At 34.2% G+C, this 14,124-nt stretch carries 16 protein-coding genes; 5 read left to right on the top strand and 11 right to left on the bottom strand.

Going from position 1 to position 14,124, the window contains the following annotated elements; genetic code table 11:
* Nucleotides 1–125 precede the first annotated feature (125 nt).
* Entirely contained in the window at nucleotides 126–1,058 is a 933-nt protein-coding gene (locus tag CSW08_RS03840) for an SMP-30/gluconolactonase/LRE family protein (RefSeq protein WP_106658580.1), read from the top strand.
* A gap of 30 nt (nucleotides 1,059–1,088) precedes the next feature.
* Entirely contained in the window at nucleotides 1,089–1,625 is a 537-nt protein-coding gene (locus tag CSW08_RS03835; protein WP_106658579.1) for a hypothetical protein, read from the top strand.
* A 169-nt stretch (nucleotides 1,626–1,794) separates the two neighbouring features.
* Here CSW08_RS03835 and CSW08_RS03830 read toward each other — a convergent pair whose 3' ends face one another.
* From CSW08_RS03830 to CSW08_RS03820, 3 genes are read right to left on the bottom strand one after another with little or no spacing between them, the layout of a single operon-like run.
* A complete protein-coding gene (locus CSW08_RS03830) occupies nucleotides 1,795–2,574 on the bottom strand; it encodes a S1/P1 nuclease (protein WP_106658578.1) in 780 nt (259 codons plus the stop codon).
* A gap of 33 nt (nucleotides 2,575–2,607) precedes the next feature.
* A complete protein-coding gene (locus tag CSW08_RS03825) occupies nucleotides 2,608–3,096 on the bottom strand; it encodes a threonine/serine exporter family protein (protein WP_106658577.1) in 489 nt (162 codons plus the stop codon).
* Nucleotide 3,097: 1 nt separating this feature from the next.
* Entirely contained in the window at nucleotides 3,098–3,865 is a 768-nt protein-coding gene (locus CSW08_RS03820) for a threonine/serine exporter family protein (RefSeq protein WP_106658576.1), read from the bottom strand.
* Between the two features lie 219 nt (nucleotides 3,866–4,084).
* On the opposite strand from CSW08_RS03820, the gene CSW08_RS03815 reads away from it, so the two are divergent.
* Nucleotides 4,085–4,636 (top strand): antibiotic biosynthesis monooxygenase, encoded by a 552-nt coding sequence (locus CSW08_RS03815; protein WP_106658575.1) that lies wholly within the window; start codon nucleotides 4,085–4,087, stop codon nucleotides 4,634–4,636.
* A 216-nt stretch (nucleotides 4,637–4,852) separates the two neighbouring features.
* Complete coding sequence (locus tag CSW08_RS03810) at nucleotides 4,853–5,797, top strand: hypothetical protein (protein WP_157831421.1); 945 nt, start codon at nucleotides 4,853–4,855, stop codon at nucleotides 5,795–5,797.
* A gap of 117 nt (nucleotides 5,798–5,914) precedes the next feature.
* On the opposite strand, the gene CSW08_RS03805 is transcribed toward CSW08_RS03810, so the two are convergent.
* Nucleotides 5,915–7,264: a DEAD/DEAH box helicase gene (locus CSW08_RS03805; protein WP_106658573.1), complete on the bottom strand. Its 1,350-nt coding sequence runs from the start codon at nucleotides 7,262–7,264 to the stop codon at nucleotides 5,915–5,917.
* On the opposite strand from CSW08_RS03805, the gene CSW08_RS03800 reads away from it, so the two are divergent.
* Nucleotides 7,256–7,456 carry a hypothetical protein gene (locus CSW08_RS03800; protein WP_106658572.1) on the top strand — a complete coding sequence of 67 codons (201 nt, stop codon included), beginning with the start codon at nucleotides 7,256–7,258 and terminating at the stop codon, nucleotides 7,454–7,456. The genes CSW08_RS03805 and CSW08_RS03800 overlap by 9 nt on opposite strands.
* Here CSW08_RS03800 and CSW08_RS03795 read toward each other — a convergent pair.
* The 7 genes from CSW08_RS03795 to CSW08_RS03765 all read right to left on the bottom strand — a co-directional run bounded on the left by CSW08_RS03795 (nucleotide 7,453) and on the right by CSW08_RS03765 (nucleotide 14,011).
* The gene (locus CSW08_RS03795; RefSeq protein WP_106658571.1) at nucleotides 7,453–8,568 is read right to left on the bottom strand and encodes a sensor histidine kinase; all 1,116 of its coding nucleotides are present in this window, start codon (nucleotides 8,566–8,568) and stop codon (nucleotides 7,453–7,455) included. The two genes, CSW08_RS03800 and CSW08_RS03795, sit on opposite strands and share 4 nt — an antisense overlap.
* Before the next feature lie 113 nt (nucleotides 8,569–8,681).
* Nucleotides 8,682–9,110 (bottom strand): response regulator, encoded by a 429-nt coding sequence (locus CSW08_RS03790; RefSeq protein ID WP_106658570.1) that lies wholly within the window; start codon nucleotides 9,108–9,110, stop codon nucleotides 8,682–8,684.
* Nucleotides 9,079–10,347, bottom strand: a complete 1,269-nt coding sequence (locus tag CSW08_RS03785) for a PAS domain-containing sensor histidine kinase (RefSeq protein WP_162495539.1) — start codon at nucleotides 10,345–10,347, stop codon at nucleotides 9,079–9,081. Before CSW08_RS03785 ends, CSW08_RS03790 begins: the two co-directional genes overlap by 32 nt.
* The gene (locus tag CSW08_RS03780; RefSeq protein WP_106658568.1) at nucleotides 10,323–11,456 is read right to left on the bottom strand and encodes a PAS domain S-box protein; all 1,134 of its coding nucleotides are present in this window, start codon (nucleotides 11,454–11,456) and stop codon (nucleotides 10,323–10,325) included. Before CSW08_RS03780 ends, CSW08_RS03785 begins: the two co-directional genes overlap by 25 nt.
* 343 nt (nucleotides 11,457–11,799) lie before the next feature.
* Nucleotides 11,800–12,552: a DUF1828 domain-containing protein gene (locus CSW08_RS03775; RefSeq protein WP_106658567.1), complete on the bottom strand. Its 753-nt coding sequence runs from the start codon at nucleotides 12,550–12,552 to the stop codon at nucleotides 11,800–11,802.
* On the bottom strand, nucleotides 12,552–13,049 hold the full coding sequence (locus tag CSW08_RS03770; protein ID WP_106658566.1) for a hypothetical protein: 498 nt from the start codon (nucleotides 13,047–13,049) through the stop codon (nucleotides 12,552–12,554). Before CSW08_RS03770 ends, CSW08_RS03775 begins: the two co-directional genes overlap by 1 nt.
* A 68-nt stretch (nucleotides 13,050–13,117) precedes the next feature.
* The gene (locus CSW08_RS03765; protein WP_106658703.1) at nucleotides 13,118–14,011 is read right to left on the bottom strand and encodes an aldose 1-epimerase family protein; all 894 of its coding nucleotides are present in this window, start codon (nucleotides 14,009–14,011) and stop codon (nucleotides 13,118–13,120) included.
* Nucleotides 14,012–14,124: the final 113 nt, after the last annotated feature.

Genomic DNA, 14,124 nt, shown 5'->3' with positions numbered 1-14,124 from the left:
TCGAAGTGAAAAAATTGCCTTTAAACTTTTAAAAAACTAAATTAGCTTACTTATACTGAATTTTCAGTATTTGTGGGTTAATTATTTTATTAATCCGCATCTTAAAACCAATCAAAATTAAAAAAATGAAGACATTATCAACGATTACCAAAGCCTCTTTTCAACACATTTTAATGGGTATAATTTTAACTACGCTTGTAGTATCTTTTACGGGCTGCGGTTCAGATATTCAGTTCCCAATTAAAGTAGGTGAAAATCCAGAAAGTATTACAAAAGGTTTTAATGACAATTATTATGTAACTGTGATGAATGGCAATGAAGAGGGAGATGCTGAGTTGGTTGAAATGTCTAAGGATGGTACATTAAAGGTTTTTGCAAAAGGGTTTAATCAGCCTAAAGGTATTGCTTATGTAGGAGGTCACTTGTATTTTTCGGATGTGACGCGTGTTTGGAAAGTTGATAAAGATGGTAATACACAGGTTTTTGCTGATAAAGAAGATTTCCCAGAAGACGTTCTCTATTTAAATGATGTTTCCGTGGATGGCGAAGGTAAAGGTATTTATGTGGTGGATATGGGTGCCACGATATACATGCGTGATGAAAACAATAATTTATGGCCGTTAGATAGTGAACAGGCCATGTTGGTTCCGGAATTAGGGCGTATTTACCATATTGATTTAGACGGTAACGTCACCATTGCTCAAGATACATCCCCATTACTGTTGAATCCGAACGGCGTAGGCATTGATAATGATGGCAACATGATGGTAGGTGAATTTTTTAAAGGTAATTTTTTGGTAACTCGAAATGGCCAATTAACCCCGCTTAAAGGTCAGTTTCGTGGTGCAGATGCGGTAGAGCAAGATAGTAAAGGCAATTATTATGTGAGTAGCTGGCAACAAGGGAAAGTTTGGAAAATAGATGGTAAAACAGAGGATTCTACTGTATTAATTGAGGGATTGGAATCTGCGGCCGACTTTTATTTAGAAGAAGATAAAGGACGTTTATTATTGCCAGATATGAAAACGGGTTTGGTGCATTCGGTTGATATTAATTAGATATAAAATCAGTTGTATCACATTTGAGAAATGAAAAACGTATTAGCTTATTCTCTACTTTTAATTTTGACTTTTAGTTGTAATTCAAATGACTTTTCTGATACTGAAATGTATTTTCAGACTGATAAGGAAGCATACAGGCTTAATGATGACTTTGAAATAACTGTTGTGATATTTCCCAAAAATGGAGAAAATAAAATCAGAATTTTCAAAAAATTTAATAATTTAAAAATTTCATTTCATTTAAAAAACAGTGAATCAGAATTCTCACAAGAATTAAAAAAGCATTTTATTGAGGGACCGAGTTTGACAGGAGATGATAGTAAATATATTGATGAATATACCATTTCACAAACCCAGCCTTTTAAAAAGTCTTTCAAAGGGACAATTTCGGAAAATGAAGGGATTGTAGTTTTTAAAATACCTGAATTAAACATATCAGAGAGTATAGAAAAATCGGAACTTTTCGAAAATCCCGAAATAATAATTACAGGGAATTGTCATACCGTATATAGCTCAATACAAGAAGACTTTATACCAAAAGACATTAAAATATTAATTGATTAAAAGCTTACTAGAAACACACATACAAAAAATCATTATAAAATTACTTGACTATTTACTTGCGGCAGTTTGCATTTTATGTCTTTCAAGTAAAAAGTTATATGTAAAGCCAATTTATGAAAAGTGGCTATAAAGTATTCTGGACAGACAACATAATTTTTGAAAAGTACAACTAAAACAACTCATTTAAAATTTTAGCCAATCTCACACCAGCAATTTGTATTTGTTTACGAGCCACGTTCATGTATTTATAGGAGTACTCATAACGTAAATTATCCCCTGGTTTTACGTTAGCATAAACATCTCTCGTGAGTTTATGGGTATCATTTACCCAATCAATAACGGTTCCTTTTTGAAGTTCTTGAATGTCGTCTTTGGTTAAATAATCTTCGTTATTGGCCAATTCCAAATAACCCATACCATAATCATCAATCATTTTGCTATCCCAAACACTGTGCAGATTGGTGTCATTATAAAACCACTGTAACTTAAAATCGTTTCCGCCCCTGTCTTCTTCAAGAGCCACATGTAAAGGCTGGTGTAAATCGCCTATAAAATGTATGAGGAGTTTTAAATAAAACGCTTTGTCATCATCAGAAGCGTTTTTGTCTAGGATGACCGATTTGCAAAAAGCGATGGCTGAAACCAAATCCCCTTCAGGATGTTGTTTGGACACATCGTAATCCGCTTCCATGGGCATATTGATGTAATGCCAGGTGCTAAATTTGTCATAACGTTTATCAGACTTGATTTCATCGGCATGGGTAGATACCAACCCCAAGGATTGTTTGTTTAAAAGTTTCCTTATTTTACGTTTTGTTTTGGACGTGAGATAATGGCTTGCTATTTCTCCAACAGTGCGGTGGCCAGTGGCACCCCAATCATCTTCAGCATGAAGTTGGAAAGAATGCATAAACAAGAAGGTTAGTAATATTGAAAGTGATTTTTGCATTTTTAAAATTAGTATTTAAACAATTAAACAGATTTATTCTTCTATCTTCTTAACACTGTCCTTTCTTAATAAAAGCATAGGTAATGAAATCCCTGCAGCTATGGAGATTAATATAAAAATCATAGTGAAACCATTGGTGAAAATAGTATCTATAAGTTCTACTCGTTTGGCTTGATCGTCTTCCATAAAAATAAAATTCATGACAGATAGAACAGTTTCATAAGCAAAATAACCAGGTATCATGGGAATGGTTGGTGGGATGCAAAAAACAACTGGCGGATGGTGTATTTTATGGGCAACAGGCATACAAATAATGCCGACAAAAAATACGGCAATAAAGGTTGCCAATACAATATGGACATTAAAATACATCAAGCTAAATTTTATAAGACCTGCTGTAAACCCTAGCATAAAAACAGTAAAAATGACACTTTTAGGAATATTAAATAATATGCCAAAGCCTAAGGCAGCTATGCCCGACCAAGCAGCAACTTCCAGTAAATTTAAAATAGTTGTTAGCATATTAATTTAATTGAAATAGTATCATGGCAATAAAAAGGCCTAAAGCAATGGCAAGCACAGTCATTAATCCTGTTGTAAACCGTACCATGCCATTGATGATGTTGTTATCTAAAAAGTCTGTAAACGAATTAATCAAAGCAACTCCAGGTACCAGAAACAGAATGGAAGTCGCCAAGGCGGTTTGAGGGTTTGACCCAATATTAAAAATAATGCCTAGGGACGCCAGAATAGAAGCTATAAGCGATGCTGAAAAAATACGGAGGTACACATTGTATTTTTCTTTGTGCGTTAACTGAAAAATAAGTAATCCAATAAAGGTGCTAAAAAAAGCAACGCCCATGTTTAGGTAATCGCCTTTAAAAATATTGCAAAACCCAGCGCCAGATAGACTAACGGCGATGAGCACCACTAGTTTTGGGTATCTTTTCTGTTTTTTAATGGTTTCAATTTCTTTGGAAATTTTGTCCAAAGTCCAATGCTCTTCAACAGCGGTCCAACTGGCTTTACTTACTGACGAAATTATGGAGAAATTAATGGCATAAGGCGGAATATTTTTAACTCGGGTACAACTTAAGGTAGAGTTGTCTTCATAAACAGTCATGACGATACTTTTATGACTTATAAAGCAAGATGTATTAAAATGTAATGCAGAAGCAAATCGGTAGATGCTCAAATTTACTCGGTTGGTATTTGCTCCAGAAACCATCAATAGTGATGAAATGTCTAAAAGTAAATCTACTGTTTTTATAAGTTCCTTTGAAGAATCCATGATTTTTTTAAATCAGTAAACGGTGTGTAAATTTAGTGTTTTTATAACTTTAAGGTATTTGTTTTTTGGGAAAATTATTTTAATTTTAGCTTATTCTACGCATACGTTTGCATACCATTCCAAGTTATATATTTTCATTCTCTTTAAACTAATTCTTTAATTTCTTACTTTAGATTAGACTTAATAGAATAAATTTCACCAAAACAATGTTTTAAATTTATGGAAAATCAAGGAGCTTCTGTGGTTATTTCTCATCACATTTTAGATGGTAAAAATCAAGAATACGAAGAATGGTTAAGCGAGATTGCACCCATTTGTAAAAGCTATCCTGGTCATATAGATTGGCAAATTATTCGGCCTATCCCGAATTTAACGTTTATATATACGGTTATCATCAGATTTAATACCATCCAAAATCTCAAAAATTGGATGGAATCACAAGACAGGGAGCGATTAATTAAAAAAGCAAAACCTCTTTTTGCTAAAGATGATCATTATTATATCAATAGCGGCTTGGACTTTTTATTTGTATCTGAAAGCGAAAAATATAAACCTCCAGTTCGTTGGAAACAGTATTTAGTAACGTGGTCTGCCATATTCCCATTGGCTTTCGGAATTCCATTAATCATCATACCCATTTTAAGGATGTTGCCAATCCCCCAGTATCATGTGATAGATGCTTTAGTGGTTTCTGGAGTCATTGTATGGCTCATGGTTTATTTAGTCATGCCTCACTATACCAAATTGATTAAAAAATGGTTATATAATTGATTTGAATGGTTTAAATATCACTTTTATTAAGGCGGAAATCAATTAAGCATCCAAATTCTGGATAACAAACTATTTCTCCTTGAAATATTAATTATTATTGTTAAAAAAATTAATTTAGTCACTAATTATATTTTTACAATTTTTAACTAAATCAACTAGCATCATAGTATGTGGTTTAACAATAAAATTAAAGTTATTTCTATCATTTTTATTCTTATGTGTGTAGTCACTTCTTGTGAGGATAATTCAGATAAACCACCATTATTATATAACGATCCCTGTGAAAAGGTTATGCCTACACCTGACAGTTTAAAATATTTTGCCGTATATGATAAACCTATAATATATTCACCAGTAAATCCTAATTCTCTTATATTTTATTCTGACGAAAGAGTTGAAATTGAATGGGAATTACCAAAGGGTTTATGGAATAGTGAATTACAAATTATTGAACTTGACAAGCCATATGAATGTTTCGATTATGAAAAATTTCATTTATTGAATAATTTACCCTCTGTTGGTTATGGTAATCAATTTATACATTATCATCAATTAAGTCAATATAACGGACCTATAATAGATTCTGTTTTTGTGGCTTATAGAATAAGAACAGCAGATATTGGTAACCCACAAAAATATAGTTTATGGACAGATGTACGCACATTTGCAATTGCACCACTTCTAAATCTTAAAAAAGAAGTTATTACTGTTTCTTATAATTTCAATTTTACAACTGAAGAATCCAATGAATTCTATTATTCCAGTGTTTTAAAAATGGACAATTATAAGCTGTTTGAAATATCAAATGAAAATAATTTGAATTTTGATAAAATACAGTTTATTAGACCTGTAAAATTTGAAACTAATTTTGTGACTAAGTATGAAACTAATAGAAATCCTTTTTCCAGAATCATGATAGGTTTTGATGAGGATTTTGAATATAATAAAGAGTTTTACCCTTTTGAAGTATTTGCTGATGTTTATCCAGGTTCCTATGAGGAAAGCCCAGTTTCAGGAACATTGTACAGTACCAACACTGGAAATTTTCTATCTGAAATGAATGATTATGATTTAAAAGTTGCATATAAGCTAGAAGATGTACCAGGAAAACAGCACCAAATAATTATCGATTTAACTTATGAAGTTTTTAGTGATTATTAATAGATTTCCAAACACAAAATCAGCTTAAGTACTTAAATTCTAAAAAGCAAACTGAGACTGAACACTGCAAACTGAGACTGAATACTGCAAACTGTGACTGAGTACTGAGACTAAATTCTACTTCTTCTTATTCCGCTTATTATAATTCTTATCTCCTCTGGTTAGAGGCTTTTTGTACTTCTCGGCAATTTTGAATTTATACGAACCGCCTAAATTTTCCTTTTTGTTCTTTTCGGATTTTTCATGAAACGCAGGCCCAACATCTTCGGGTTTCTTATCTGGATTGTTGCGCTCTTTTATTTGAGGACGTTCCTCTTCAATCAACTGGTCCGATATGGCAACATCTTCAGGTAAATCCAATACAGGAATTGGCATATTCATCAACCGTTCTATATTGTCGATGGCTTCCGTTTCGCTTTCCGTAGAAAAAACAAGGGCTTCACCTTCACGTTCGGCACGTCCGGTTCTACCAATACGGTGCATATAATTTTCAGGATAATCGGGCGTGTCAAAATTAATGACATGCGACACGTTATCTATATCCAAACCACGCGCCATCACATCGGTGGCTACTAAAATACGGTTGGCGCCGGTTCTAAATTGCTCGATGCTTCGCAAACGGTAATTTTGTGTTTTATTGGAATGGATCACACATAATTCATCATGGAAATGCTCGTCTAACTTATCGAATAAACGGTCCGCCATTTTTTTATTGCCTACAAAAATCAAGGTTTTATTAAACCGTTCTTCATCTTGAAGCAAATGGACTAGCAGGTTTACCTTGGTATAAAAGTTAGGGACATTATAACGCAGTTGTTTTATATTCTCCAGCGGTGTTCCAGAAACAGCGATAGACACACGTTCCGGACTTTTAAAGAAATCGTTAATCAACACATCCACATCGTGTGTCATGGTCGCCGAAAACATAATGTTTTGTCGGCGCTCAGGCAGGATGTCGAAAATATTAATAAGCTGATGTCTAAATCCCAAGTCCAGCATTACATCAACTTCATCAATCACTAATTTCTGAATCGATTTAAGCTGTAACACGCGACTCAAAGCCAAATCGTAAAATCGACCAGGTGTTGCCACCAAAACATCCAAACCTTCGGCAATGGCTTGCTTTTGGGTATTGATGTTTGCGCCACCATACACGCCCAAAACACGGGTATTCAAGTATTTAGATAATTTTTCAATTTCTTCAACCACTTGCACCACTAGTTCGCGGGTGGGTACAAGCACTAAAATACGCGGAAGTTCTTGTGTGGAATAAGGTAGGTTTTTAAGAATGGGCAGCATGTAGGCAAAGGTTTTTCCTGTACCAGTTTGTGCAATACCAACCACATCTTTACCAGAATTCACCACATTAAACGCTTGTTCTTGTATGGGTGTGGGTGTCGCAAACCCTAAATCGTCTAAGGCGTTATATAGTGGGGTGCTTAAATTTAAATCTTTGAAATGAGCCATAAAAATCTTGATATTGCACTTATTGATGAAGGCGAATTGCATCTGTCAGATAAAAATCAATATAAACTATCAGATGAAAACTCACGGAAAGTGTTATTTAGCTGGCAAAGTTACGTTTATTATTTTTTAGTTGATAAAGCTCGTTTAAATAGTTTGCTTATGGGAATTAGATTCTTTTCAATTAAAGTTTAACATCTGAAATTTAAAATAAAGGTTGTTCCAACATTCACTTCACTTTCTAAACTTATATTGCCTCCTAAACTATTCATATAACTATTCACCAAGTATAAGCCTATACCTTTACTGTCCGGGTGATCATGAAAACTCTGGTTTATCCCAAAAATTTTTCCATCAACCTGTTCCATATCAAAACCAAGTCCGTTATCCGAAAAAATAATCCGAACAAAATTCCCCACTTTTTTAGAGGTAATAGTAATTATTGGAGTACACCTGGGCCTAGAATATTTTATGGAATTGGAAATTAAATTGAGAAATATACTTTGCAGATAGAAAGCATTGGAATTTATATGTTGGACTTCCGAAAAATCTATATTAAAAATAGTGTTTGAATCTTTAATCAAAGCCCTTAATGGTTCTATGGTAGTGTCAAGGATATTTTTTAGACTGAGATTTTCAACTTTTACGTTCAGTTTATCTTCTTTATTTAAATGATCAATATGCTCATTTAAAGTGTTTTTCAACTGAAAAGCCGACGTTTCCAGCATCTCTAAATAAACCAGGGTCTCTTCATTTTGGATGGTTGAGGTATCTATTAAACTTACTAGCGAAATTAAATTATTTACGGGAGTCCTTAGGTCATGGGAAGTTGTATAGGTTAATTGTTTGAATTCGGCATTGACTTTTGTAAGATTGGCAAGGAGAAAATTACGCTCTTCCTCCAATTTTTTAATATGGGTGATATTTTTTGCGATGGCATAAATTAAATTTTGTGATGGTTCGGGAATAGATGTCCAGGTGAGCCATACAATTTCACCATTTTTCGTGATATAACGGTTTTGAAAGTGTAACAATGGAACTCCTTCCAAAATCAGGGCCCGCGTTTCAGCTGTATTCCGCTTATGGTCGGGATGTACAAAATGGCTTATGGGACTGGCAAATAATTCTTCCCGGGTATATCCCATTAACTTAATAAATGCAGGATTTACTCTTCTAAAAAATCCGTCATAGCCCGCAATGCAAAGAAAATCTGTTGATGATTCAAAAAAAGGTTCAATGTTAAAATGTTGATCAATATCGAATGAAGCTTTCTCAGAAATTGGTACGGTATGGTATTCGTGTTTCATTTACCCTTAGGAGTATTAAAAATTATTTAAAAAATTAACCTGAGGGAGGGTTGAATTATGAGTTGAATTTGTATGCTACTACTGTGATTTCTATTTTCGAAATTAAAGAATTATTATGAGGAACTGTTATGACTCATCTTAAAGTCGTTTAAAAATTCTTTGGTAATGGGTTTTTCCTTCATGGACACAATGTTTTTATCATTTTTTGCTCTAGCTACATCCCGTTCGTCAATTGATGAGGAAAGTAGAAACACCTTGCACTTGGATTTAAAGGAGGATGGTAATGTGTCGTATGCTTCCATAAATTCAAATCCGGTCATCACAGGCATGTATATATCCAAGAAAATAATTTCAGGCAACAGGTGTATGTGTTCCTGGTTTTCTTGAAGGTAGTTAAATGCCTCGATAGCAGAAGAATACTGCAACACTTTTTTTCCAAAATGGTTTTTTGTAATCAAGCGGGATGCAATATATAGGTCTATGTGGTTATCGTCGATAATCATGACATTTTCAAATCGAGGGGATTGTGCTTCTATCATCATCTTTTAAATTTTTTAGAGAAATATTAAAGGTTGTTCCTATGCCTTTTTCGGACTCAATCTTAATGGTTCCTTGCATTTTATCTAAGGTTTCCTTAACAATATAAAGCCCGATACCAGAGCCAACAGTATTGCCAGGTAAGCGATAAAACATTTCAAAAATTTTATTATGAAATTTAGGATCGATACCCATGCCATTATCAGAGATGCTGAGGTTTAATTCATCTTTGTTAGATGTTCCGGTAAATTTAAGGTACCTCCCAGAAACCTCGTTTGTGTGGTATTTAATGGCATTGGAAACAAGATTTTCAAGAACGGTATTAAAGCGCTGCCAATCGGAATAAAATGGGTGTTGCTCATCAATAGCAATCTCAAAAGAAATACCATTGGCCTCTTTGATGTTGCGTACCGAATCTACAATATCGTGTAAGGTTTTGTTGAGGGGTATGTTTTGGGTTTCTAATCCAATGCGATTGTTTTGTGAGTAATTCAGGATGTTTTTAATGAAGCCGTCCAAACGGTTTATGCTGGTCCGTATCATTTTAACCTGTTCTAGGGTGTCGGGTTCCTTGCTGTCTTCTTCAATACAAGAAACAAGTCCGAGAATAGAAGTGAGCGGAGAACGTAAATCGTGGGAAACGCTATAGACAAAGCTATCCAGTTCCTTATTTGTTTTAACCAGTTCCTTATTAGAATAGCATAATTCTGCTGCCTTTCTTTCATTCTCCTCGTTTTGATGAGCGAGTTCTTTGATTAAGTCTCCGAGTTTTTCATCTGTGTTTTTTCGTTCGGTAATATCAGTCACCATGGCGAGGCCTCCTTTATAATTGCCTGCATCATCAAAAAGTGGGTTTGTAGAAAGATGGGTCCAAACGTCTTTACCACATTTAGATGTATATTTAAACTGTATCTGATTGGTATATCCTTTTATTTTCTTTTGCATTAATTGTTCGGCAATTTTCCTTGTATCCTCGTCCATAAAAAAATAGATGTCTTCTCCCAACATCTCCTCTTGGGTATATCCCAAAATCTCACAAAGTTTATTATTGACAAATGTGGTCTTGTTATTTTCATCTATCACCCAGATGCCTTCTTGTGCAGTTTCCACAATCTGACGGTATTTTTTTTCATTTTCCCTAAGAATCTTTTCTGCTTTTTTGCTTTCAGTGATATCAATCAGCACATTAACAGCTCCTGTTACCCGACCTGACGAATTTAAGAAAGGAACAGGATGTGGCACCACATGGCGTTTTCACCATTGGGACGCTCTACAATCAGTTCCTTATTAGTAATTGTTCTACCTTCCTTCAAGGCTACCGCCATGGGGCATTGATCGAGGGGAAGTTGCTTGCCATTCTTACTATAAATCTTCCAAGATCCGCACCACATATCTACACCAATTTCTGGTTCTCTTCCCCATAAGGCTGCTGCCGCTTTGTTGTATAATAAGATGCGGCCTTCAAGGTCACAGGAATAGGTGGCAACGGGTAAATTTTCAATGAGTTTCTTATAGCGTTTTCTGCTTTCCTCAATTTTTTTGCGTGCCAGTACCAGCTCAGTCACATCCGATGCAAAAAAATGGATTCCGTTTATAGTGCCCTCTTCATCTCTATTTGCTTGATAATTGAAGTCTAGATAGGTGTCAATAAGTTCTCCGTTTCTATGATGGTCAAATTGTACAAGCATCTCATTAGCCGAAAAGGGTTCTCCGGTTTTATAGACAGTATCTAAAATTTCGAAAATCCCTTGCGCCTCCAGTTCTGGCAAAACCTCCTTGACGGTCTTGCCAATGATATTCTTTACACCTATTAGCTCTAAATACAATGGGTTTGCCAATTCATACACATGATCCGGACCTTTTAATATACCCATACACGAAGGCGCTTGAAAATATAAATCATTAAATCGCTGTCTTTCAATGTCAAGCGATAGTTCCAGTTGTTTTTTATCCGTTACATCTTCAATCGAGTGAAAAATATGGGTGATATTGTTAGTATCATCCGTTAATGGAATGTTCCGAACATTGGCATATTTGATTTTAAATTTTGAAGTCCCCCGAATAGGGATGTCATATTTTTGAAGCGGCATTTTATCCGACTCCTTTTTGGCGATTACAACATGCAGGGAGTTTCTTAATTTTTCAACGCCTTTTGAAATTTTATCTTCCGGATTTTCAGGGAAGGCTTCAAAGACTCCTTTACCTATTAAATCTTTTTCAGTTGAATCTACAGCTTCCAGATAAGCATCATTAACCGCTACAATGGTGAATTTTGGAGCATCAGGAAGGAGAATTAAACTGGGGTAGGGTGAAATTTGAAAAATATGGTCAAATTGGGGGCGTAAGATCATTCATTGTAGGTGTTAAATATTGGGGGACTGCAATGTAGGGTAATTATATCACTTAGTTTTTTTATTTTTAAATTTTAACAAAATTAATACGTAAGAAGAGCTTTTAAGTTTCGATTGGGAAGGTATTGAACTTGTTATAAATTTTATTTGTGAACGCTAGACTTTTACTAAAACCATGTCGATTTTTTTTAATTTTTTCGACATTCTTTTGTTTCATGTCGATTCAATCGACATACTAAAAATGTATGCCTTTTTGTTTATAACTTCTATTTTGAAATTAGGCTCAGCTATCCTTAGTGCTTTGTCCAATTATTTTAGAAAGTTTAGCTAGAAGTTCTACAAATTATCTTTCCTTTTCAAGAAATACTTTTGCATTCATTTTGAATTCATCAAGAGAAGTGAATTGTTTGTCGCAAGTATTTGTTAGTCTTAATTTATCTTTTCTTGGCAGAGCTTCAAAATTCTCTGTTACAACCCAACCATGATATTTTATATCATTTAATAAATACGCTTGATAGCTTAAAGTCGCCAGCCTAGCTTTTGCTACATCTTTAACACCAAATAAATAAACAGGTTTGCCATTTGGTTGAAATGAATAATCTGCTTCTAAATCATCTCTATTAGGAATAGGCATGACTTTTTTCTTTGGATGAAATTCATTAAGTTCATCAAAAATAAAATCATCCAACATTTCAAAAAATAAATTTTCTATGACTTCTCTTTTGAAATACCTCATACTTCCAATTTTAGCATAAGCTTGAGTAATATGCATAATATCAGAAAATAAAGTCTCAGGTTTAGTTTCTAAATAAATATTTCCTTCCTGCTCATTAAGTTTATTTTCAGAAAGGATTTTTTGTAAGATAGATTCTTTATTCTCTGTATCAATATCGTATGAATAAGCTAATCTTTGAAGAGTTAGACCATAATCACAAAGAGCAAATTTATTATCACCTTTCGGAGTAATGAATAAATCAATCATATCTCCATCTTCATGATAAATAGGGAGTAACAATTGGTATATATCAGGCCTTTTTTGCTTGATAAAAAGTTTACCATTAAACTCATTTTTTATATTTTGAATGATATGTTCCATTATATATTGTCTCCTTCTTCAAAGGTAATATTTAATTGGTTATCTGGTGGCGGAAAATATTTTTGAATGTCTGAAGGAACTATATTTATTCGATGAATGTAATACTGTATTGCATCTTGAATAGTTGCATATGGAACATTTGTTTCTATTTGTCCTTCAGGTTTTAATCCAGCATTAATTCTTTCTGCTGTAGAAATGTGAACATGTGGGCCATCATGATGTGGTGCATTCTCGTTTAATCCATGAGGACCATTGACTCTCAGTAATACAATTTTGCCCTTTTCTTCCTTTGGGTTATAGACTAAACCGATTGAGAAATTCTCTTGAAAAGTTTGATTTTTAGAAATAAATCCACTAAAAGAATGCTCACCATCAACAGATTCCAACAAAAATTTTATTTTGTCACTACCTCTAACAGCGACAGAATTTTTTGGAGAATCTATTACTTTCTTTGAGCAGGCTATTAACTCTGATATAATTTTATCTGTAAAAATCATCTTGCACAAATTAACGAAAAACTTTTTGTTTGTGGAATATTTTTAAATTAACGAAAAAATAATAATTTTTATCCCAAAACCCTCCCATCAACCTCAACCCAATACCCAGCCATAAAAGTCTCTTTACTATCCAACCTCAAAATCCCTTCCTTAGTTTTAAAATCTTGGTCGGTATTATTATTATCGGCAATACCCAACCAAGGTTCTATACACACATAATTGCCTGTTGGTTTTGCCCAAATGCCTAAATAGTCAAAATCTGGGTAGCTAACCGTCAGTATGTTGCCATACTTTTTGCTTTTCAAACTCACTTTTTTTGACTTTAAATCTTTAAAAATAAGAGCATCGTCGTTAAACAAGTCATGGGTAAGTGGCAGTGTGTTGGTGTTATTAAAAATGGGGTTTGTTTTGTTGGAAATTAAGCCGTTTGTTGTGTTAATTAAATGTGTTTCGGAGTTTTCTGGATGTTCAAATTCCAAAACATAATCATCGTACTGTTCGTCTTCAAACACTGGGCATTTAAAAGCTGGATGCCCACCAAGCGAGAAATACATCGTTTTATCATCCAGATTTTTAACGGTATGAATGATATCAAGTCGGTTGTCGGTCAGCTTATACGTCATGTAAAATTCAAACTTAAAAGGATATATTTTTAGTAAGGCGTCGTTGTAACGTAATTTAAGCGTGAGGCTGGTTTCGGTGTGTTCGTCAACTTCAAAATCGGTATTGCCCCTTAAAAAACCATGCTTTGGTAAGCTGTATGTTTCACCTTCAAAAATATAGGTATCGTCTTTTAACGCTCCAATAATCGGGAACAAATTAGGTGCATGATTTGCCCAAATAGCTGGGCTGGCGTCCCACATAAACTGGGTGTTGTTCTTTACGGACTCTATGCTGCAAAGCTCTGCGCCGGTTTTTTTAATGGCTATTTTGAGTTTGTGGTTTTGTAGGGTGTATTGCATGATTTTGTTCTTTTTGTCATTCCGCACTTGATGCGGAATCCACTTTTTTGGTTTAAAGATTCCTGTCTGCGCAGGAATGCAAACTAAAACGTAAAAATCTTAATTTTTTAAGG

Origin of the sequence: Confluentibacter flavum, assembly GCF_002843175.1 — a bacterium.
GTDB lineage: Bacteria > Bacteroidota > Bacteroidia > Flavobacteriales > Flavobacteriaceae > Confluentibacter > Confluentibacter flavum.
The sequence above is the reverse complement of the archived record's forward strand: the minus strand, read 5'-3'. Positions and strand labels throughout refer to the sequence as shown.

Bases quoted from the DNA above. Each gene is read 5' to 3' on its own strand.
- CSW08_RS03840 (WP_106658580.1), top strand. From the start codon at position 126: ATGAAGACATTATCAACGATTACCAAAGCCTCTTTTCAACACATTTTA.
- CSW08_RS03835 (WP_106658579.1), top strand. From the start codon at position 1,089: ATGAAAAACGTATTAGCTTATTCTCTACTTTTAATTTTGACTTTTAGT.
- CSW08_RS03830 (WP_106658578.1), bottom strand. From the start codon at position 2,574: ATGCAAAAATCACTTTCAATATTACTAACCTTCTTGTTTATGCATTCT.
- CSW08_RS03825 (WP_106658577.1), bottom strand. From the start codon at position 3,096: ATGCTAACAACTATTTTAAATTTACTGGAAGTTGCTGCTTGGTCGGGC.
- CSW08_RS03820 (WP_106658576.1), bottom strand. From the start codon at position 3,865: ATGGATTCTTCAAAGGAACTTATAAAAACAGTAGATTTACTTTTAGAC.
- CSW08_RS03815 (WP_106658575.1), top strand. From the start codon at position 4,085: ATGGAAAATCAAGGAGCTTCTGTGGTTATTTCTCATCACATTTTAGAT.
- CSW08_RS03810 (WP_157831421.1), top strand. From the start codon at position 4,853: ATGTGTGTAGTCACTTCTTGTGAGGATAATTCAGATAAACCACCATTA.
- CSW08_RS03800 (WP_106658572.1), top strand. From the start codon at position 7,256: ATGAGCCATAAAAATCTTGATATTGCACTTATTGATGAAGGCGAATTG.
- CSW08_RS03805 (WP_106658573.1), bottom strand. From the start codon at position 7,264: ATGGCTCATTTCAAAGATTTAAATTTAAGCACCCCACTATATAACGCC.
- CSW08_RS03795 (WP_106658571.1), bottom strand. From the start codon at position 8,568: ATGAAACACGAATACCATACCGTACCAATTTCTGAGAAAGCTTCATTC.
- CSW08_RS03790 (WP_106658570.1), bottom strand. From the start codon at position 9,110: ATGATGATAGAAGCACAATCCCCTCGATTTGAAAATGTCATGATTATC.
- CSW08_RS03780 (WP_106658568.1), bottom strand. From the start codon at position 11,456: ATGATCTTACGCCCCCAATTTGACCATATTTTTCAAATTTCACCCTAC.
- CSW08_RS03775 (WP_106658567.1), bottom strand. From the start codon at position 12,552: ATGGAACATATCATTCAAAATATAAAAAATGAGTTTAATGGTAAACTT.
- CSW08_RS03770 (WP_106658566.1), bottom strand. From the start codon at position 13,049: ATGATTTTTACAGATAAAATTATATCAGAGTTAATAGCCTGCTCAAAG.
- CSW08_RS03765 (WP_106658703.1), bottom strand. From the start codon at position 14,011: ATGCAATACACCCTACAAAACCACAAACTCAAAATAGCCATTAAAAAA.